The organism is Streptomyces sp. NPDC049970 (genome assembly GCF_040660235.1).
Taxonomy (GTDB): Bacteria; Actinomycetota; Actinomycetes; order Streptomycetales; family Streptomycetaceae; genus Streptomyces.
Genome location: NZ_JBFALP010000006.1, coordinates 84,435 through 102,074, shown reverse-complemented (window position 1 = coordinate 102,074; position 17,640 = coordinate 84,435). Strand labels below are relative to the sequence as shown.

The window sequence follows — 17,640 nt, the reverse complement described above, 5'->3', positions numbered from 1 at the left end:
CGTGTACCTGGATCCAGACGTCTCCCACGCGGTGAAGATCCTCATAGTGGGGCACTTCGGGGTCGGTAAGACCACCTGCATCGGCAGTCTCTCCGAGATCGAGCCCCTGCGGACCGAAGAGGAGATCACCGAGGCCAGCGTCGGCTTCGATGACCTGTCGGGGACTCCCGACAAGCGCACCACCACCGTCGCCATGGACTTCGGGCGGCTCACCCTCAGCGACACGCTGGTGCTCTACCTCTTCGGAACGCCCGGCCAGGAGCGCTTCAAGGAGATGTGGGAGGAGCTCTCCCGGGGAGCCCTGGGCGCGCTGGTCCTCGTCGACCCCGAGCGGCTCCATGAGTCCTTCCCCGTCCTGGACCTCGTCGAACGCTTCGGGCTGACGTACGCCATCGCCGTCAACCACTTCGAGGGCAACACGGACTACCCGCTCGACGAGGTGCGCGAGGCACTCAACCTCAGTGACGAGACACCCGTCGTGAAGTGCGACGTGCGTGACGAGAACTCCGCCGCGCAGTCCCTCATCACCCTCGTGAACCACCTCATGTCCCTACTCGGCTAGGAGCGCAGGAATGCAACAGCCACTCGATCCGCAGGAAATACCCCCCGGCTGCCCGGCGCACGGGAACGTCCAGATGTACGGTCCCTCGTTCGGAGCCGACCCCGAAGGCCACTACGAGCAGCTGCGAGCGTTCGGTCCGAGCGCCCCCGTCGACATCGCGCCCGACGTGCAGACCGAGCTCGTCACCAGTTACGACGCCGCCCTGTACGTCCTGCAGAACCCCGCGTCCTTCGTGCGCGACTCCCGCCGCTGGAACGCGCTGAACGAAGGCCGTGTCCCGGCCGACAGCCCCGCCCTGCCGATGATGGGCTACCGGCCCAACGCACTGTTCAGCGACGGCGCGGCACATGCCCGGCTGCGCCAGGCCGTCACCGACAGTCTCGCCACGGTCAACGAGCACCAGCTCATCAGGCAGACCCAGCAGTCCGCCAACTACCTGATCAGCCAGTTCAGTTCCGAACCGCGTGGCCAGGCCGAGCTGATGGCCGAGTACGCCCAGCCGCTGCCGCTGCTGGTCTTCAGCGATCTGTTCGGCTGCCCGCCGGAGATCGGTGACCGGGTGATCGCCGGGATCAGTGGCATCTTCGAGGGCACACCCGGCGCCGACGAGGTGCTGGGCGGTGCGCTCACCGAGCTGATCGCGCTCAAGCGGAGGCGCCCGGCAGCTGACCTGACGACCCGTCTGATGCAGCACTCCGCCCAGCTGAGCGACGAGGAGGTGCTGCACCAGCTGGTCACCCTGCTCTCCGGCGGCACCGCTCCGCTCACCGCGGCCATCGGCACCAGCAGCGCCCTCTACCTCGGTGAGGACTGGCAGATCGGCCTCCCTGTCGAGGACGCCGTCTCCCAGACCCTGTGGAACTACGCGCCGATCGCCAACTACGCCGCCCACTACCCGACCCACGACGTCGAACTCGGCGGCAGGGTGGTCCGCGCCAACGACCCGATCCTGATCTCCTTCGCGGCGGCCAACACCGATCCCAAGCTGACCCAGCACCGTGAACAGCTCAGCGCGAAGGCGCACCTGGCCTTCGGCGCGGGCCCGCACGCCTGCCCCGCCAAGGACCCGGCGTTCATGATCGCAGTCACCGCCGTCGAGACCCTGCTCAACCGGCTTCCCGACGTGGAGATGCGTGTTCCGTTCAAGACGCTCACCTGGGCGCCGAGTCCGTGGAGCCGCTCGCTGGTGACGCTGCCGATCCGGTTCACCCCGAGGCTGCTTCCCCAGGCGGCCGAGTCCGCCACCTCGCGCGTCGGCCAGGCTTCGCAGCAGCAGCCGTCCGCCTCGCCGCAGGCCGGGCCGTCACGCACAGCGGGCGCCTCTCCGCAGCCCAAGGGCGGCCTGTTCAGCCGATTTATCGCATGGACCCGGGGAGAGTGAGGAAAGAGTGATTCAAGTAACCCCATGAGTACTCTGTGGTAGGGGATGCTTTAACGATCATGTGGGTATGCATGGCGGCTGATTCTCAGAAAGGAGCCGCCATCATGGTGGTTGCCACAACCGCGTTGCACGACCGCCGGGCGTCCGCCTCCCTCTTCTCCCGTCTGCGGACGGCTGGAGGGCAGGCCGACCCCTTCCCGATCTACGCCGAGCTCCTCTCGCGAGGTGAGGTGGTACCGGCCCCCTGGGGCGGCTACGCGGTCACTGGCTTCGCCGCCTGCGACCAGGTGCTGCGTAGCCGTCAATGGCTGGAGCCCGACAGGGAATGGCGAGAGCGGCAGGGGCCCGGAACGCGCTGGAACGCGTCCTCCTCACGCGAGATGAGCCACACGCTGGCCGCGCTCAACCCCCCGGACCACACGAAGGTGCGGCGAGCGGCGGGCACGTTCGACCGTGCCACCGTGGAGCGCATCGGCCGCAACGTGAGCCGGACCACGGATCAACTCCTCGACTCCTTCACGGAGCGAATACGCACCGGCGAGGCGGACTTCTCGGCCCTGGTCTGCGAAGAGCTGCCGGTGGCCACCATCGGTGGCTGGCTCGGGCTGCCGCGGGCCGACTGGCCCCGACTGCGTGAACTGACCCACGATCAGGTCTTTACCCAGGAACTACTGCCCTCGGCCAGCCAGTTGGCTCTCTCCGACGCGGCGACGGCCGAACTCCGCACCTACTTCATGGACCTGGTACGCCACCGGCGATCCCACCCCGGCGAAGACCCCGTCACCCGGTGGATCCAGACGTGGGACGCGATGGAGCCCGACCAGGACAAGGCGGACGAGGCGGTCTACTTCCTGGTCCTGTTCGTGCTGCTGGCGGCCCTGGAGACCACCGCGACCCTCCTGTCGACGACGGCGCTCCGGCTCGTGGAGAGCCCGGAACGCTGGGACATGCTCGCCGGCGACCCTGGCCTCGTACCCGGGTTCGTGGAGGAGACGCTGCGCTACGACCCTCCGACCCATGTGATCAGCAGGATCGCCTCCGAGGACTCGGTGCTGGGAGGCATCGGGATCCGCCGGGACGAGATGGTGCACCTCATGGTCGGCGCTGCCCACCGCGACCCGGCCAGACACAGTGACCCCGACCGGTTCGACCCCGAACGCGTCCCCGGTCACCTCGCGTTCAGCGGAGGCATCCACTACTGCCTCGGCGCCCCCCTGGCCCGCCTCGAAGCCCAGACCCTGCTGCTCCGACTGGTCCGGCGCCTTCCCCGCCTCACCCTTGTACGCCCCCCGTCGATGGCGCCGCGCGTGGCGTTCCGGCGCCTGCTGAACCTGGACGTAGCTTTCGCATGACCGAGACGACCCCCATCACCACCTCCGCAACTGCTCGGCCCGCTCCCAAGGCGATACGCGTCGAGCGGGACGGCCCCGTGCTGTACGTCCGCCTCAACCCCTGGGTGCAGGACGACACGCTGGGCACGGCCGTCCTCGACGACCTCTCGACCCTGCTCGACGACCTCCATGAGAGACCGGACATCCGGATACTCGTCCTGTCGTCACTGGGCGCGGACTTCAGCCTCGGCGCCGACCGCTACGAGTACCGGGAGGCGCTGGCCGCGGATCCGTCCGGAGCGGGGCTGCGGCGCCTGGCCGACAAGGCCCACCGCCTGTGTCAGGCCCTGGAGAGCACCCACGTGGTCACCATCGCCCGGCTGCACGGGCGGGTCATCGGCGCGGGGCTCGCCCTCGCCTCCTTCTGTGACCTGCGCGCAGGCGCCGACACCAGCCGCTTCCGCATGCCCGAGGTCGGTATCGGGCTCCCACCCGCCTGGGGTGGCGCGATGGGGCGGCTGGTCTCCGAGGCCGGCGCCGCGAGGATCCGCGAACTCATGCTCACCTGCGATGTGTTCGATGCTGTGACGGCCCACCGGCTCGGCCTCCTTCACCGGACGGCCCCGCTCGACGAGCTGGACAAGGTGATCGAGGCCTGGACGAGGCCCCTGGTGCGAAGGGCGCCGGAGGCACTCGTCCTGACCAAGCGCATGCTGGCGGGGTACGCGCGGGCGGACCGCACGGCGGACGTCTCCCTGCTCGACTCCCATCTCCTGACGGCGTCTCTCCACCAGCACCTGAGGCCCGAGCATCCGGAAGGGTAGATCAGGAGCCGGGGATCCGGCCCGGTTCGACGGGTCCCGGGAGACCGCCTGACGGCCTTGACACGGTGGGCCGCGAGCCGACGGAACGCACGGCGGCGAGGCGCCCGACCGGGTGGGTCTGGGTCGGGCACCTCACGCCGGACGGTCGTCCCGGGACCTCTCGTTCGGATCGTGCCGGGCTGGCGGGGGCCGGTGCCGCACCTCGCGGCGTCGGCGTCGGTCGGTGACGCTCCTTGCCTCGGCTCCGGCCTGATCCGAACGAAAGGCCCTACCTCCTACCGGGCGTCCACCAGGGTGCGGCCGTCCGCCGGAAGGCGGGCCGCGAGGCCGTTTGCGTAGGCGGACTCCACGCGGGCCTGCTCGGTCGAGTTCGGAACCGCGTTCCTGCAGCTGGTGCCGGCGCTCGAGCCGGACATCAGCTGGCTGCACGGGCCCGGCTTGGTGTCCGGCAGCCCCAGACTGTGGCCGATCTCGTGGGCGGCGATGCGGGTCTTGTCATGGCCCTCGGACACCGCCTGGCTCCCGAGTTCTACACGCACCTGGCCTCCGGGGCGTACCGGGCCGAGCGTCGCCTGCGGCCAGCCGCTGGTGGCGACGATCTGGATCTCGGCCCGGGTGCCGGGTGCGGCCTCGACCAGCTTGACGTTGTCGACGTTCAGATTCCACGACGCGACCCCGGCGCTGATCGCCGTTTCCCAGCCGACGGCCCGGCTGTCGTCGTAGCGGAGCGTCACCACCGCTGCGGCGCTCGTCGCCCCGGCCTGCTCCGGTGCGGGCGCGGCCTGCGCCGCCGTAGCTGCGGCCAGGGTGAGTGCTGCGGCTGTGCCGGCTGCCTTCAGCCATAAGGAGTGCGGCATTGCGGTCCCTTCACTCGTGGGGGCCCGGCTCCTGGGAGCCGGGAGTGGGGGAGAGGCGCTGCGACAGGCGGGTGGCCGGCCGCTCGATCTCCCGGGTCCTGGAAACCTATGCCCAAGACCTCGGGTTAGTCATGCCCCTGTCATTCATCTGGACCGGAAAACGTCGGTCGTGCGCGGAGCCATCCCCTGCTCCGTGGTGGCCGGGGCGCTCCGGGCAACCCGTCGGTCACTGGATCCGGCACGCTGCCCGACGTCCCGGGTCCCGTGCTCACCGGTGCGACACTGGCGGCGTGACGGACACCGAGCGGCAGATGGACCGGCGTTTGGAACGAACCATCCTGGAACTCCTCGAGCGTCGCGGCCCGACCGCGACGATCTGCCCTTCCGACGCCGCGCGTGCGGTGTACTCGGGGGACGGCGACGGCTGGCGCGCGCTCATGGAACCCGCCCGCAGGGCGGCAGGACGGCTCGTCGCGGCCGGAGAAGTGGAGATCACCCAGGCCGGCCGCCCCGTCGAGCCGGGCCGGGCCCGCGGGCCGATCCGCATCCGCCGCGCCCGCTGACGGGCTCCGGGCACGGCGCCTCCCGGACGGGCCACCGCGCTGGACCCGATGTCGCGGTGCGGCACCGCGACCGGGCTGCCCGCGCCGAGCGGCCCGTACGCTGCACCTGTGCCCCACGCCTCTGACGCCCCCGGCCCATCCGACCCGCTGACCACCGACGCCGTGACACGCATCGTGCTCCGTCCGATCGCCAGTCCACTCCCGCTGGGCTTCTTCGCCCTCGGCATAGGGAGTGTTGTCCTGTCCTCACTCCAGCTCGGGTGGGTGCCGACCGGCCAGAGCAGCGTGCTGCTGCTCCTGGTGCTGATCTTCGTCGTACCCCTGCAGTTCGTCGCCGGACTGTTCGCCTTCCTCGCCCGCGACGCCGGTGCCGGTACGGCGATGCTCCTTCTGGGCGCTGCCTGGGCCGGGACGAGTGTGACCTCCCTCGACTCCCCGCCGGGCAGGCCCGTGGTCGCCCAAGCCGTCTTCCTCCTGGCGCTCGTCCCGTTCGTCCTCGCGCTGGCGGGTGCGGCGGCACAGTCGAAACCCCTCTTCGCCGTGCTGCTCACCCTCGCCGCCCTGCGCTTCGGTCTGACCGGCCTCTACGAGGCGGGTCTCGGGAACGCGCTGCAGGTCGCGGCGGGCTGGACCGGTATCGGTATCGGTTGCTACGCGCTGTACGGCGGACTGGCGCTCCTGGTGGAGGACGGCAAGCAGCGCACCGTACTGCCCCTGTTCCGGCGTGGTGCCGCACGCAGGTCCATCGAAGGCGACCTGCGGGAACAGCTCACCCCCGCCCAGCAGGAGGCCGGGGTCCGTCACCAGTTGTGAACCCGGGGGTGGGCGAACGGCGGCACTCCCAAGCGCCGTTGTCACGCCGACGCAGTGGTCGGAATCCGTCCGGATGGTCTTGTTCCGGTCGGAACCGACCGGCCCTTCCAGCTTCCTCCGATGCCTGCTGGTGCCGTGAACTGCGCCTGTGGTGCCGCTGGTCAACCTCAGGTGGCCAGGGCCCGTCGCATTCAGGCCAGCTGCCCCCCGCCCTGCCCCCAACGCCCCGTTGCACGCCCGCTCGCCACCCTGTCACGATGATTTGACCAGCGACAATGCGCGCTTTCGTGTCCTCGTGGCACTCGCGCGGAGACGGGGAGCTGACCGTGGCCATCAAACGAACAACACACTGGGTTCTGGCCTTCGACGACGGCTGTGGAACATGCCGCGAGATCTCGGCCGTCGTGGAGGAGGTGTCTCAGGGGCGACTCCGGGTCATGCCACTGCGCAACCCGGAGGTCGAGCGCTGGCGGACCCAGCGCTTCGGAGCCCAACCGCCCTGGGCCCCCACCCTGTTCCGGCTTTCGGCCGCCCCCGGTGCCGAGGAGAGGGGGGTACTGGGCGCGTGGACCGGTCCACGTATGGCCGCGCCTCTGATGCGGGTCCTGGGGCCCCGGTCGGCCCTGCGTGTCCTGCACGCGCTCGGCGGTCTTCGGCGTAGGGCGGCGGGAAAGCCGGACGCGCTGCCCGACGCCCCGCGCGGCCGCGCAGCTGTCAGCCGGGCGCAGTTCCTCCGCTACACCGGCGGTGCGGTGGTCGCCGCCGGGCTGGTCCTGACCGGGAAGACACCCGCGTTCGCCGCGCAGGAGGAGGAGAGCGCCCACAAGTGGGCGGCGCGGCGCGTCGGCGAGGGCCGGCTCCCGCAGACGTACGGCGAGGTCGTCCGCTACCCGCAGGCCTACCGCAAGGCCGTCTACTCCGCGTCGACACCGCAGGTGCGCAGCGCACTGTGGTCGGACCACCTCAGCGCCTTCGAGGGATCGCGTACGGATCTGCTCCCCGCACAGCGCTCCGTACTGCGGGACGCGCGATCGGTGGCCGCCGAACCGTCCAACTTCGTCAGGGCGAAGGGCTCCGAGGGGGTCGCGGAGCCGCTCAAGGGGCGCCTCGAGGAACTGCACCGGGACGCGGTCGACGCGTTCGGCGTGGCGGGGGCGCACGCGATGCTCGCGAACCTCGGACCTGCCGGCGCCTCGGAACAGGCGTCCGGTGGCGTCCACGTGATGATTCCCGACTGCGGCTGTTCCGTGCGCGATCCCTACTGCGTCCTCGGCGCCTGCGAGGCCGGCAACGGCCGGTGCCGGGTGATCGTCGACGACTGCGGCACCTTCTACGCCTTCGACTGCGACGGAGGCTGCCCCGGCATCCCCTGGTAGCCGCAGACGAGTCCCTGGCCGTCCTGCCGCAGAGGTGAGGTGGGCCCGACCGGATCTCGTGTGCCCGCTCCCTCGGAGGGCGGGGTGCGTACCCGGGAGGGCCCGGGCTGGTTTGGGCCGAAGGACGCCGGGCACGCGGGCCTCATGAACTCAGGCGAAGAGGTTGTGGAGACCCGTGGCGACGAGCACCACGTGGTGCTGGCGGCGGACACCAACGGTGACGGCAAGCCCGATGTCTGGATGACGGACACCACCGGCGACGGTAAGGCGGACGTCTACCAGTTCGACACCACCGGTGACGGCGAGGTCGACATCACCATGGTCGAGCGTTCGGCCGAGGTCGGCGAGGACCGTGTCGTGGTCGAAGGCGACGGCGGGCACCCGGTGGAGGGCTGAGCACGCGGGACCGTCGTAGCCCCGCGAACCTGTGGCCGGGATCCCTCCAGCGAGGGTCCCGGCCACACGTGTCCTACGCCTCGTGTCCGCGTACGTCGCGGAGACGGCAACGCCGCGTCTACGCGGTCATGTTCAGGGTATAGAGAGGTCATGGCATCCATGAAGCGTTTGGCTCTGGCTCCCCGCGCGTTGCGCCAGTTGCGGCGTGTGCGCTCCCTCTACCTGGTCGGCGCGCTGCTCTCCCTGCTCGGACTGCTCACCCAGGGGCCGAAGCCCACGGTCAGCGGCGGCCGGCCCGAGATCGCGGCAGTGCTCCTGGCGGTCTTCACCGTGCTGCTCGTCGTGACCGTCGTGCAACTGTGGCGCCACGGGCGCAGGGTGCACTGCAGCACCGCCAAGAAGCTGACCGCGTCCGCTTCGAGGAGCTGACAGGGGCCACGACCGGGGGTGACGCGCGGGGGCACGCCCAGGGCGTCTCCCCGGGGCGCCGCGCACACGGCGAAGTGCGCGACACGACCGGCAGATCGAAGGCCGACGCACGCGTCCGCCCTACGCTGGGAATCCAGAACCCCGCCGGCCGCGTCCTGCGCCCCGTACGCCCGTACTCCCGGGCAGAACCGTGGGCGGTCGCGCACCCGGCCCCCGGACCCAGGAAGTCGCCGCTCTCGTGCCCTCCCCACTGCCTCGCCGTGCCGCGCTCTCCACGCTGGCCGGCCTCGTCGCCATCCCGCTGACGGCGTGCGACCCGGCCGCACCGGCTGCCGCACCGCCCTTCCCCTCCGGGACCGCGCCCTCACCGTCCGAAGCGGCCGAGCAGCACACCGTGCGTCAGTTCCGTCGCCTGGAGGAGGAGTTCGACGCCCGGCTCGGCGTGTACGCGGTCGACACCGGAAGCGGTCTGTCCGTCACCCACCGCTCCGACGAGCGTTTCGCCTACGCCTCGACCTGCAAGGCGCTGCTCGCGGGTGCGTTGCTGGCCGCCCACCCGCTCCGGCGGCTCGACCGGCGCGTACGGTACGCCCCCGGCGATCTCCTCCCCAATTCCCCGGTCAGCGGAGAGCACGTGCACACGGGTCTCAGCCTGCGCGCGCTGTGCGACGCCGCCATCCGCTTCAGCGACAACACCGCGGCCAATCTCCTCTTCCGCGAACTCGGTGGTCCCGGTGGCCTCCAGAAGGCGCTCGTCGCTCTCGGCGACCGCACCACCCGTTGCGACCGCTACGAGACCGATCTCAGTGAAGCGGCGCCCGGCGATCCGCGCGACACCAGCACACCTCGCGCCCTCGCCGCCGACCTTCGTGCCTACGTACTCGGTGACGTGCTCGACCCGGAGAAACGAGCCGTGCTGACCGACTGGCTCAAGCGCAACACGACCGGCGACACACTCATCCGTGCGGGCACCCCCGACGGCTGGACGGTGGGCGACAAGTCAGGTACGGGTGGCTACGGCACCCGCAACGACATCGCCGTCATCTGGCCGCCGGACTCCCCGCCGATCACCATGGCCGTGCTCTCCCGCCGTCATGAGCGCGGAGCGAAGTCGCAGGACGCGCTCATCGCGCGAGCGGCCGGCGTCGCGTTCGCCGCGCTCGCCTCCCAGGGGCGGTGAAGGAGCGGCGGCTGCCGGTACACGGGCGGTAGCACGCGGCCCGCACACCGACGCCCGATCGTGCCGGGGCCCGCAGGGGAGCGAAGGGGCCGGGCGCACCCGGGGGCGGCCGGCCCGCTCAGGAGTAGCGGGTGACCAGCCCCCTGCGGCGGAAGGTGCGCAGCATGCGGGAGAGCGCGAAGAGGCTGAGGACGATGAGTACCACCGTGCCGCCGGTGGCGATCGCGAGCTCCTTCCAAGGAATGCCCTCGCCGGCGGCCAGTTCCCGGCCGACCGCGAACACATGGGTCGTGGGCAGCACCTCGGCGATCGGCCGCAGCACCGCGGGCAGGGTGGAGACCGGGTAGAAGACGCCGGAGAGCGGCATCACGACGGAGAGCGCACCCCAGACGAGAGCCTCCGCCCCGCTCCCGTAGCGCAGGACGAGCCCCACGACCAGCAGTGCCACCGACCAACCGCAGGCCAGGAGCAGGGCGGCCACGGGCACGAGTCCGAGTCCGAGCGTGGTGACGTCGAAGGCGTACGCCGCGAAAGCGAGGACCGCGACGGCGAGGGTGCTGGCGGCGGTGCGTACCAGGGCGAACAGTCCGACGCCCGCCAGGTACTCCCAGTCCCGCATGGGAGTGGCGAGAAGTCCGAGGATGTTGCGGGACCAGGTCTCCTCGAGGAAGCCGGTGGCCAGGGAGATCTGTGTCTGGTGGACGAGGTGCCACAGGACGGTGCCGCTCAGCAGGTAGACGGTGACGGTGGCGGTGGCGTCCGGGGTGCCGCCCGCCGCCTCGGCCGCCTGGGCCGCGAAGAGACCGATCGAACCGTAGAGCAGGGTGTCCACCAGGGGCCATACGAGGACGTCGAAGAAGCGGTGCGGGCTGCGCTTGAGGACGAGCCAGTGCCGGCGGGCGACGGCGAGTATCCGGTGGAGGGACGCCTGGACGGGGGTGCGCAGAGGCGGTGGCCCGAGCGGGGCGGGCGGCGGTGTGGTGGACGCGGTGTTCATGATGACGCCGCCCTTTCGCGGTCGCGCTCCTCGGCGAGGTGCAGGAAGACGCCTTCGAGGTTCTGCCGCCCGAAGCGTTCGGCGACCTCGACGGGTGTGCCGTCCGCGGCTACGCGCCCGCTGTGGAGGAAGACGACGCGTTCGCACAGTCGTTCCACCTCGACCATGTCGTGGCTGGTGACCAGGAGGGCTGTGCCGTGTTCGGTACTGAGGTCGAGCAGGGCGGTACGCACCCGCAGGGCGATGTCCGGGTCGAGAGAGGCGGTGGGCTCGTCGAGGACCATCAGCCGGGGACGGTGCAGGGCGGCCTTCGCTATCCCGACCAGCGTCCGCTGCCCGCTGGAGAGTTCGGTGCCGATGGCCCCGGCCAGGTGCTCGATGCCGAAGCGTGCGAGAGCGGCGTCGACAGCCGCCCGCGGGTGGCGCAGCCCGTACAGGTCGGCGTACAGGCGCAGGTACTCGCTCACCCTGACCCGGTCGGGGAGGGGCAGGTAGCCTGCCACGAATCCCAGGCCCTGCATCGCCTCGGCGCGGTGCCTGGGCAGGCGGTGGCCGAGGATCTCGACGCTGCCCCCGTCGGGCTCGACTGCGCCCAGACACATGAGGAGCGTCGTGGTCTTGCCCGCTCCGTTCGGGCCGAGGAGGCCGAGGCGTTCTCCCTCGTGCAGGGTGAGATCGACGTGGTCGACCGCGCGGCCTCTGCGGTACTCCTTGACCAGGTCCCGGACGGCCAGGACGACCGGACGGACCTCTGGGCCTTCGGGGGTCAGCATGCCGATGCCTTCGCCGGGGCCGTCGTGGCGTCCGCAGTCTCGCGTGCTTCCAGGGACCAGATCAGTTCGGCACGCAGGGGGCCGGTGCGGGCGAGGAACCCGCCGTGGTCGGCGGCGAGCGGAGCCAGTTGGGATCCGTGGCAGAGCACGGCCGCGCGCTTCGCGGCCCACCGGCGGTCGTCGAGGGTCACCGCATGTCGGACGGTGGTGCGGTAGGAGGCCAGCAGTTCCTGGTACGCGAGACCGCACCGGGGGCTGCGGGCCAGCGCGTCGCTCGCCTCCGGCTCGCCCCATTCGGGGAGGTGGCCGGTGTAGGGCAGGTCGGCGTACACCCAGGGAAGGGGCGCGCCCCGGTCGGCGAGGACGTTCATGGCGAAGCGGCGGACGGCTTCGTGGTCCGGCTGGTTGCTCCCGAGCGGCACCAGAACCCTGGTGTCGACCGGTATCGCACGCAGCAGGGCCTCGAGGTGGTGGAGCGTCGTCTGCCCGGCGGCGTACGGACCGTCCGGGTGGTCGAGAACCACCTGGCCGACGCCCAGCAGCGCGCAGGACCCGGCGTCCTCGGCCCGGCGCGCCAGGTACGCCTCCTCGGCGGAGGAGAAGCCGCACTGGGTGTCCCACCAGGAGACCTGGGCGTTCGGCGAGGGAGCCCCGCCGTGGACGGTAACCACGTCGACGGGGCCCGCGAGGGTGGGCAGGAGCCCTGCGAGCGAGAGGGCGGCGTCGTCGAAGTGCGGCGACAGGACGAGGGTGGGTGAGGATTCGGGCAAGGGCATGGTCTATCGATCCTTCGCGGGCGTGAGGCGTGAGCGGCGTGAGGGCTGATGCGGCCGGAGCTGTGTCACCCCGTTGGGCGGGGGGTGCCGGGCCGGCCGAGACGGGTGGCGAGGGTGCGGTCCCAGGCGCGGTCGTCCCCCTGCCAGCGGTCCGGGACCAGGGGCACGGTGTCCCAGGTGACGCCGTCCGGCAGGAAGCCGGCCGCAGGCGGGGTACGGCGCAGCCACAGCAGGTCGAAGCGGTGCCCCGGATGCTGGGCGGCGAGGGTGGCGGCCAGATGCCGCATATCGCCCGGGTCCGCCTCGTCGAACGCGTCGTGATGGACGTACAGGACACGGGCGCCGGAGGCGGTCATCGTGCGCCAGCGTCCCGCGAGATGCGCGAACTTCGCTGCCACCGAAGGGTGCTGGGCATCTATGTCGGTCTGCGTCAGCCGTCCGTGGGGGGCCTCTGCCCTGAACTCGTGGAAGAAGCGGATGTCCGAACCCCGGTCGATGGCGCACGAGCCGCCGTCGAAGGGGTCGGTCAGCCCTGGCCGCAGGACATGGCGGAAGTCGGTCTCGACGGCTTCGACCACGGAAGCGAGTTCGAGGTCGAGCCAGTCGAAGAAGTGGGCCCTGCTGTCGCCGGTGATCCGGCGGATCTGATGGGTCGACTCGCAGTGGTAGCCGAGTCCGACACAGAGGTCGTACACGTGATGCTCCAGTGGCTCTGTCGGAGGGAAGCCGATGCCCCAGGCACCGGGGAGTGGCCGGGCGACGCGGCACCCGGCGACGCCCCGGGCGCGTGTGGAGGGCGGCCCGGCTCCGCCCCGGGTGTGTCCGCACGTTCGTGGGACGGAGGCGTGACAGGGCCACGCCCGGGGTGATAGCCGGGGTCGACGGCGGTCGGGCTCCGGTGGCCTGCCGAGTCCGAGCGGGTGGGGGAGGCCGCGGAGGCCCCGCGCCCTGGTGGTGGTCCGCTTCACCCGTTGTCGTACAACGGCCCTGTCCAGGTGAGGCCGGTGAGGAACTCCGCGGCGGCGACGGCGTTGGCCAGCCCGGCGCCGCGGGTGAGCAGGAGGGGGGAGCCGAGCCTTCCCGGAGCCGGTTCCAGACCCATCTCGACGGTCACGAGGTCGGGCCGCCGATTCCGCAGCGCCTGGATGGCGGCGCGCTGCCAGGGGTCGCGCGCCGCGTCCCGGGTCACCACGGCGAGCGGGCCGTCAGGGGGCAGCGGGATGCCTGCCGGGTCGGTGCCGGGATCCACGTCGGTGGCCGAGGCGAGCCGGCGGAGGCCGGCCAGTGCACCGTCCAGACCCCAGGGGGCCACGCCCACGGCCATGTTCGCCTCACTCAGGAGCCGCACGGTGTGGACGGCGGCCGAGGCGCCGAAGGGCTCCGCCCCTACGCTCACCAGGGCACGGCGGGCGGCGGTGAGTCCGATGCCGAGGTCGCGTGGGCCCGGGGCGGCGGCGGGGACGGTCCACGCACGCAGCGCTGCGACCCGGGCGGCGGCCTCCTCCAGCCGTTCGACCGTCAGCTCCCCCTTCCGCAGGGCTTCCTCGACCGCCTCGTACACCTCGGGGAGTGCGTGTTCCACCCCGCTGGCTCCCAGCAGCACGAGGTCCACCCCCGCCGCCCATGCGAGGACGGCGGCGCCGCCGAAACCCCAACGGTCCAGGACCGGGGCCATCTCCAGCGCGTCGCTGACGACCACACCGTCGTATCCGAGCTCGTCGCGCAGCAGGCCGGTCACGATGCGCGGGCTCAGGGTGGCCGGGGCTTCGCCGAGGTGGGTCAGCCGGATGTGCCCCGTCATCACGGCCTTGGCGCCGGCCGCGATGCCCGTGACGAAGGGAGGCAGGTCCAGGGCGCGCAGCGCGGCCGGATCACGGTCGATGTCGGGAAGCGCGGTGTGCGAGTCGGTGCCGGTGTCTCCGTGACCCGGGAAGTGTTTGAGCGTGGCGGCGACGCGGTTGTCCTGCAGCCCCCGGACGAACGCCTCGGTGTGCCGGGCGACGTGTGCGGGGTCCGACCCGAAGGACCGGACGCCGATGATGGGGTTGTCAGGCTGGGAGTTGACGTCGGCGCAGGGCCCGAGACACAGGTTGACGCCCGCGTCGGCCAGGTCCGCGCCGATGGCACGGGCGACCTCCCGGGTGAGGCCGGCGTCGTCGACGGCACCGAGCGCGTGGTTGCCGGGATAGCGGCTGCCCCGCAGGTAGTCGAGGCGGGTCACGTCCCCGCCCTCTTCGTCGAGGGCGATCAGGACGTCGGGGCGGAGGGCGCGCAGGGGGGTCGCGATGTCGTCGCGGAGGGATCCGTGCGGCGGGTCCGACGGGCCGGGCGCGGCGAGGTTGTTGCCGAACACGCCGACTCCCGCGAGACCGTCCTCCACGGCTCGGCGTATCCAGGTGGGTGGCACCCGGCCCTCGTAGGAGGCCATCAGGCATGCGTTGACCAGAGGGGCGACAGCGTTCACGAGAAGTCCGCCCCTCGCTCGGTGGTGGGCCGGCGTCGCAGGAGGACTCCGGTGCTGCCGCGCTTGCGCAGGTGGGCCCGGCCGCCGCACACGGTCTCCAGGGCGGGGCGTACCAGGACGGTCTCGTCGACGATCTCCCAGGCGGGGGCCGTGGCCAGCCACGGGCGCAGCGCGGTGTCGAGAACCTCGGGTTCGAGGGCGACGAACAGCAGGTCGGTGGGGAGCGCGGTCAGCAGCTCCAGGTCCTGCCCGTAGTAGAGCATCTCGATCAGCAGGTAGGCGGCGCCGGCCAGACGGCGCGTCCCGGCGAGGAGTTCGAGGCTGTCCGGGTGCACCCGGACGGGCTCGGCTGCTCCGGGGCCGGCCGTCAGCCGGTCGCGGAAGATCTGGTTGGGCTCGGTGGCGTCCACGCGGTAGCCCTTGCCGGCGAGTCGTGCCGTGAGCGCGCCCTCGCACGCCCCGACCTCGATCAGCGGCCCGTCGGCGGGATCGCGGAAGCGGGCGACCCAGGTGGTGGTCGCGTCCAGTCGTTCGGCCTCGTAGGGGGAGGTCGCGAACTCCCACGGGTCGGGTACGGACGCCGCCTCGTCGTCCAGGCTGGCCAGCAGGGCGAACAGCCGTAGGCGTTCGTCCTGCCGGGCCGTGAAGTACCGCTCCGCGGACGGTACGCGGCCAGTGTAGATCATGTGCTGCGGCGAGTCGGCGTCGAGCAGGTGCCGTGCGTGGCGATTGACGAAGTCCAGCTTGGCGGCGACGAGTTCTCGGTCCAGGGGGCGGTCGATCTCGCTGACGAACTGGAGGTACGGCGAGTAGCCGACGGCGTGCAGGACCTCGGTGCCCCCGGCGGTTTCCGGCGTGTCCAGGGCCTCGGCGACGTCGAAGCCGAGACGGCCCCGGCTGCGTCTGTTGTCGGCCGGCGAGTGCGTCCACAGCCGAGCCCGGCGCCCCTTCGCCGCCTGCGCCACGGACGCACGGAGCACGCCGGGGCCAGGGGAGGCCGCGCTCTCGTCGGGCTCCCGCACCTGGGCGGCGAGCAGGCCGAGCCGCTCGGCGGGAGCGGTGAGGGGTGGCAGGACGAGGTGGACGCCGGAATCGGCGATCAGGACGTGCACCTCGTCGTCCGGTGCGGAGGCGGCCGGGGGCGGGGTGAGTACGGAGAGGAAGTCGAGAACGGCGTCCTCGGCCCTGAGTACCACCACGATGTCGATCACAAGCGGTGTCCCATCAGCAGGCATGGCGAAGCGAGGTGAGGCGGCGTGAGGATCGTCGGGCCCGATCCGGGAGACCGTCGGGGCGGCCCTTTCACGAGTAGGACGATAAAGGTCCGCACCAAGATTGGTCTAGACCGCTTGGTCGGCCGGAAAACGTAGGCGATCCGGCCAAATGCGCCTGCCCGTGCAACCTCGGAGGGCTGATTCGCCTCCGCCGCGACAGGCGGGGGAGGGCGCTCGCCTCCGCCACGACAGGCGGGGGAAGCGCTCGCGTCACCGAGGACGGGCCATCGGGGTGAGGAGTGACGGAGCCCGGGTCAGGGGCGGTTCAGGCCCCACGTCTGCAGGGCGTACGGCCGCCCCTTCTCCTCACCCTCGATCAGCGGTACGTCGAGCAGGCCGAAGCCCGCCTTGGTCGCCACGGCGACGCTTGCGGCGTTCTCTGCCTCCAGCTCCAGGACGACCCGCTCCTCGCCCAACTGCCCGAAGGCGTAAGCGGCCATCACTCGTACCGCCCGCGCCGCCAGCCCCCGGCCTCGGTGCGCCGGACCCACCGCGTAGCCGAGCTCCGTGCCTTCGGGGGCGCGCCGGAGCATCACCTCGCCGAGCGGTGATGCGGAGCCGTCGGCGGTGATGGCCAGCAGGATGGTCGTGCCGTCCTTCCGGAGCTGCCGCGCACGGTCCAACCGCGCACGGGCGGCGGCTTCGTCGAACGGAGAGACGATGGGCGTCCAGTAGGCGATGTCGGGATGGTCGAACAGCTCCGGCATCGCGGCCAGGTCGTCCTCCGCCCAGTCACGCAGGACGAGGCCCTCGCCGGAGAGGCTGATCCGCTCGGGCAGGGGTGACGGGGCGCTGTGCATGGTGGGGCCCTCCTGGCCTGTTCAGGACAAGCCAGGATAGTCGGGGCGAGGGGCCCGCGCCGGTCACCCTCGTGATCCTCCGCCGGTGTTCGCATTCCGTTCTCGCCGGATGCGGATGCGGATGCCGGTGTCCGACCGCGCCGGATGCCACCGTGGTCCGAGATACCGTGGCTGTCGTCGTGTGCTCGCAGGGACTACGTGCTCGTAGGAATCACGGGCCCGCAGGGGCTGCGGGACGGCCCTCAGCCCCTCCCGACGATCCGCTCGACCGCCGCCGTCACCAGCTCTTCGCGCTCCGCCTCCGTGAAGACCTCCGGGAGGGTGAGTTGCTCGACGATCAGCCAGTTCAGGGTGAGGATCAGCAACTTGACGGCCGTGCCGTCCCCGGGGAGGCCCGACGCCTCGTGGTAGGCGACGTTGGCGTCGATGTCGGCGCGGACCCGCTGGGTTAGGACCTCGCGCAGCTCGGGGCGGCGGGTGGCCTCCAGGCGCAGTTCGAGCAGCGCGAGGTAGCCGGTGCGGAAAGAGGTGATGCGGCTGACGAGCTCACGCATCAGTACCGCGTATGCCTCGCGGTCGTGGCCGGTGGACCGCTGGCGGGCGATCGTGGCCTCGTCCGGCTGGAGCCGCTCGTACACGCGGGCGCCGGCCTGGGTGAACAGGTCGTCGCGGTTGGCGAAGTAGTTGGACGCCGTGCCGACGGGTACGGCGGCCTCGGCGTCCACGGCCCGGAAGGTCAGGCCACGGGCGCCCTCCGCCGCCAGCACTTCGATCGCGGCGTCGACGAGTGCCGCGCGCCGTTGATCGTTCCGTCTCACCATTGACACCACTCCAAACGTAGTAC

General features: G+C 71.6%; 19 protein-coding genes. 10 read left to right on the top strand and 9 right to left on the bottom strand.

All coding sequences use genetic code 11. From position 1 onward, the window contains the following. Nucleotide 1: 1 nt before the first annotated feature. The 4 genes from AB0I83_RS13790 (at nucleotide 2) to AB0I83_RS13775 (ending at nucleotide 4,098) form a co-directional block, all read left to right on the top strand. Nucleotides 2-562, top strand: coding sequence for an ATP/GTP-binding protein (locus AB0I83_RS13790; protein ID WP_356529991.1), 561 nt, complete (start codon nucleotides 2-4; stop codon nucleotides 560-562). A gap of 10 nt (nucleotides 563-572) precedes the next feature. Then, a complete protein-coding gene (locus AB0I83_RS13785) occupies nucleotides 573-1,943 on the top strand; it encodes a cytochrome P450 (RefSeq protein ID WP_363304708.1) in 1,371 nt (456 codons plus the stop codon). Between the two features lie 104 nt (nucleotides 1,944-2,047). Beyond that, nucleotides 2,048-3,295 carry a cytochrome P450 gene (locus AB0I83_RS13780; RefSeq protein WP_363304707.1) on the top strand — a complete coding sequence of 416 codons (1,248 nt, stop codon included), beginning with the start codon at nucleotides 2,048-2,050 and terminating at the stop codon, nucleotides 3,293-3,295. Further along, entirely contained in the window at nucleotides 3,292-4,098 is an 807-nt protein-coding gene (locus AB0I83_RS13775) for an enoyl-CoA hydratase/isomerase family protein (RefSeq protein WP_363304706.1), read from the top strand. The genes AB0I83_RS13780 and AB0I83_RS13775 overlap by 4 nt, the downstream gene beginning before the upstream one ends. A gap of 275 nt (nucleotides 4,099-4,373) precedes the next feature. Here AB0I83_RS13775 and AB0I83_RS13770 read toward each other — a convergent pair whose 3' ends face one another. Next, nucleotides 4,374-4,955: a snapalysin family zinc-dependent metalloprotease gene (locus AB0I83_RS13770; RefSeq protein ID WP_363304705.1), complete on the bottom strand. Its 582-nt coding sequence runs from the start codon at nucleotides 4,953-4,955 to the stop codon at nucleotides 4,374-4,376. A gap of 290 nt (nucleotides 4,956-5,245) precedes the next feature. On the opposite strand from AB0I83_RS13770, the gene AB0I83_RS13765 reads away from it, so the two are divergent. The 6 genes from AB0I83_RS13765 (at nucleotide 5,246) to bla (ending at nucleotide 9,712) form a co-directional block, all read left to right on the top strand. Further along, nucleotides 5,246-5,518: a DUF3253 domain-containing protein gene (locus tag AB0I83_RS13765; RefSeq protein WP_356839228.1), complete on the top strand. Its 273-nt coding sequence runs from the start codon at nucleotides 5,246-5,248 to the stop codon at nucleotides 5,516-5,518. Nucleotides 5,519-5,680: 162 nt separating this feature from the next. Then, entirely contained in the window at nucleotides 5,681-6,331 is a 651-nt protein-coding gene (locus tag AB0I83_RS13760) for a GPR1/FUN34/YaaH family transporter (protein WP_356530088.1), read from the top strand. Nucleotides 6,332-6,768: 437 nt separating this feature from the next. Then, nucleotides 6,769-7,707, top strand: a complete 939-nt coding sequence (locus AB0I83_RS13755; RefSeq protein ID WP_363304704.1) for a bacteriocin fulvocin C-related protein — start codon at nucleotides 6,769-6,771, stop codon at nucleotides 7,705-7,707. A 144-nt stretch (nucleotides 7,708-7,851) separates the two neighbouring features. Continuing rightward, nucleotides 7,852-8,103, top strand: coding sequence for a hypothetical protein (locus AB0I83_RS13750; RefSeq protein ID WP_356530001.1), 252 nt, complete (start codon nucleotides 7,852-7,854; stop codon nucleotides 8,101-8,103). A gap of 150 nt (nucleotides 8,104-8,253) precedes the next feature. Then, on the top strand, nucleotides 8,254-8,532 hold the full coding sequence (locus AB0I83_RS13745; RefSeq protein ID WP_356530002.1) for a hypothetical protein: 279 nt from the start codon (nucleotides 8,254-8,256) through the stop codon (nucleotides 8,530-8,532). A gap of 238 nt (nucleotides 8,533-8,770) precedes the next feature. Beyond that, nucleotides 8,771-9,712, top strand: coding sequence for a class A beta-lactamase (gene bla / locus AB0I83_RS13740; RefSeq protein ID WP_363304703.1), 942 nt, complete (start codon nucleotides 8,771-8,773; stop codon nucleotides 9,710-9,712). 118 nt (nucleotides 9,713-9,830) lie between these two features. Here bla and AB0I83_RS13735 read toward each other — a convergent pair whose 3' ends face one another. From AB0I83_RS13735 to AB0I83_RS13700, 8 genes are all read right to left on the bottom strand, one after another. Further along, nucleotides 9,831-10,709, bottom strand: coding sequence for an ABC transporter permease (locus AB0I83_RS13735; RefSeq protein ID WP_363304702.1), 879 nt, complete (start codon nucleotides 10,707-10,709; stop codon nucleotides 9,831-9,833). Further along, nucleotides 10,706-11,482, bottom strand: a complete 777-nt coding sequence (locus AB0I83_RS13730) for an ABC transporter ATP-binding protein (RefSeq protein ID WP_356530008.1) — start codon at nucleotides 11,480-11,482, stop codon at nucleotides 10,706-10,708. The genes AB0I83_RS13735 and AB0I83_RS13730 overlap by 4 nt, the downstream gene beginning before the upstream one ends. After that, nucleotides 11,476-12,258: a PIG-L family deacetylase gene (locus tag AB0I83_RS13725; RefSeq protein ID WP_363304701.1), complete on the bottom strand. Its 783-nt coding sequence runs from the start codon at nucleotides 12,256-12,258 to the stop codon at nucleotides 11,476-11,478. Before AB0I83_RS13725 ends, AB0I83_RS13730 begins: the two co-directional genes overlap by 7 nt. A gap of 65 nt (nucleotides 12,259-12,323) precedes the next feature. Further along, nucleotides 12,324-12,953 (bottom strand): papain-like cysteine peptidase, encoded by a 630-nt coding sequence (locus AB0I83_RS13720; RefSeq protein WP_363304700.1) that lies wholly within the window; start codon nucleotides 12,951-12,953, stop codon nucleotides 12,324-12,326. A 269-nt stretch (nucleotides 12,954-13,222) separates the two neighbouring features. Beyond that, entirely contained in the window at nucleotides 13,223-14,722 is a 1,500-nt protein-coding gene (locus AB0I83_RS13715) for a glycoside hydrolase family 3 N-terminal domain-containing protein (protein ID WP_363304699.1), read from the bottom strand. Continuing rightward, complete coding sequence (locus AB0I83_RS13710; protein WP_363304698.1) at nucleotides 14,719-15,933, bottom strand: hypothetical protein; 1,215 nt, start codon at nucleotides 15,931-15,933, stop codon at nucleotides 14,719-14,721. Before AB0I83_RS13710 ends, AB0I83_RS13715 begins: the two co-directional genes overlap by 4 nt. Before the next feature lie 317 nt (nucleotides 15,934-16,250). Beyond that, nucleotides 16,251-16,796 (bottom strand): GNAT family N-acetyltransferase, encoded by a 546-nt coding sequence (locus tag AB0I83_RS13705; RefSeq protein WP_363304697.1) that lies wholly within the window; start codon nucleotides 16,794-16,796, stop codon nucleotides 16,251-16,253. A 242-nt stretch (nucleotides 16,797-17,038) separates the two neighbouring features. Beyond that, complete coding sequence (locus AB0I83_RS13700) at nucleotides 17,039-17,617, bottom strand: TetR family transcriptional regulator (RefSeq protein ID WP_363304696.1); 579 nt, start codon at nucleotides 17,615-17,617, stop codon at nucleotides 17,039-17,041. Nucleotides 17,618-17,640 lie beyond the last annotated feature (23 nt).

Bases quoted from the DNA above. Each gene is read 5' to 3' on its own strand.
- AB0I83_RS13785 (WP_363304708.1), top strand. From the start codon at position 573: ATGCAACAGCCACTCGATCCGCAGGAAATACCCCCCGGCTGCCCGGCG.
- AB0I83_RS13780 (WP_363304707.1), top strand. From the start codon at position 2,048: ATGGTGGTTGCCACAACCGCGTTGCACGACCGCCGGGCGTCCGCCTCC.
- AB0I83_RS13775 (WP_363304706.1), top strand. From the start codon at position 3,292: ATGACCGAGACGACCCCCATCACCACCTCCGCAACTGCTCGGCCCGCT.
- AB0I83_RS13770 (WP_363304705.1), bottom strand. From the start codon at position 4,955: ATGCCGCACTCCTTATGGCTGAAGGCAGCCGGCACAGCCGCAGCACTC.
- AB0I83_RS13755 (WP_363304704.1), top strand. From the start codon at position 6,769: ATGCCACTGCGCAACCCGGAGGTCGAGCGCTGGCGGACCCAGCGCTTC.
- AB0I83_RS13750 (WP_356530001.1), top strand. From the start codon at position 7,852: ATGAACTCAGGCGAAGAGGTTGTGGAGACCCGTGGCGACGAGCACCAC.
- AB0I83_RS13745 (WP_356530002.1), top strand. From the start codon at position 8,254: ATGGCATCCATGAAGCGTTTGGCTCTGGCTCCCCGCGCGTTGCGCCAG.
- AB0I83_RS13735 (WP_363304702.1), bottom strand. From the start codon at position 10,709: ATGAACACCGCGTCCACCACACCGCCGCCCGCCCCGCTCGGGCCACCG.
- AB0I83_RS13730 (WP_356530008.1), bottom strand. From the start codon at position 11,482: ATGCTGACCCCCGAAGGCCCAGAGGTCCGTCCGGTCGTCCTGGCCGTC.
- AB0I83_RS13725 (WP_363304701.1), bottom strand. From the start codon at position 12,258: ATGCCCTTGCCCGAATCCTCACCCACCCTCGTCCTGTCGCCGCACTTC.
- AB0I83_RS13705 (WP_363304697.1), bottom strand. From the start codon at position 16,796: ATGCACAGCGCCCCGTCACCCCTGCCCGAGCGGATCAGCCTCTCCGGC.
- AB0I83_RS13700 (WP_363304696.1), bottom strand. From the start codon at position 17,617: ATGGTGAGACGGAACGATCAACGGCGCGCGGCACTCGTCGACGCCGCG.